The following is a 661-nucleotide window of genomic DNA, read 5'->3' as shown; positions in this document are numbered from 1 at the left end:
ATGGAAGAAGTTTTTTCCCGTTCACCGCTCCAGGGGCGGATCAAATCTTTGACGCGAAAGATCAAAGATTCCATCCATGTCACCCGTCCGCGCCTCATGGAAGTGGCCAAAGAGGCGGATGCCCTGATCACCCCGCTTTCCGCCATGAACCGCGGGGTGAACCTGGTCGATGAGAATCGGAAAGCTCTTTTCGGAACAGCATTATTTGTCAGCCGTCCTTATCCGCCTCCCCAGGATATTGCCTACATTCTCTCTTTTATTCACAGCCGTATCCCTTCTTTAATCCTACAGGTTCAAAGGGAAGGGTTGTCCGGAAAAGAGGCGCTTTCCCGTTTTCGCAAGATCTGTCATGCCATTTTTGAGAAAATGCATGACGAGCCAAACTTCTGGATGCAACTGAGCGATGAAGAGCGGTTGGACTTGGCTTGGTATTTGTTTGTTCCGATTTGGCAGATGGCTGGCCGCCTTGTCCGGGGAGGAATGCCTGCTCGGCTGTTGTATATCGATTCAAGCTTTGCTTCCGGTACTGAAGCGTCCACTCTTTTTCAGTCTTGGCATCAATTGTTTGAACCCTATAAGGATCACTGGCTTTACCAAGAATTATATGGCCCCTTCTTGTCCTCGTTGGAGTCTCTCGTATTCGAAGAAAGCCGGAAATGAG

At 49.6% G+C, this 661-nt stretch carries 1 pseudogene; it reads left to right on the top strand.

The features are described 5' to 3' along the window. Positions 1 to 660 (top strand): annotated as a pseudogene (locus RZO55_RS03035) (hypothetical protein); the annotation flags it as partial. Between the last annotated feature and the right edge of the window lies 1 nt (position 661).

Source organism: Clostridium boliviensis (genome assembly GCF_033342255.1).
In the GTDB taxonomy this organism is placed as follows: Bacteria; Bacillota; Clostridia; order Lachnospirales; family Lachnospiraceae; genus Lacrimispora; species Lacrimispora boliviensis.
The sequence above is the reverse complement of the archived record's forward strand: the minus strand, read 5'-3'. Positions and strand labels throughout refer to the sequence as shown.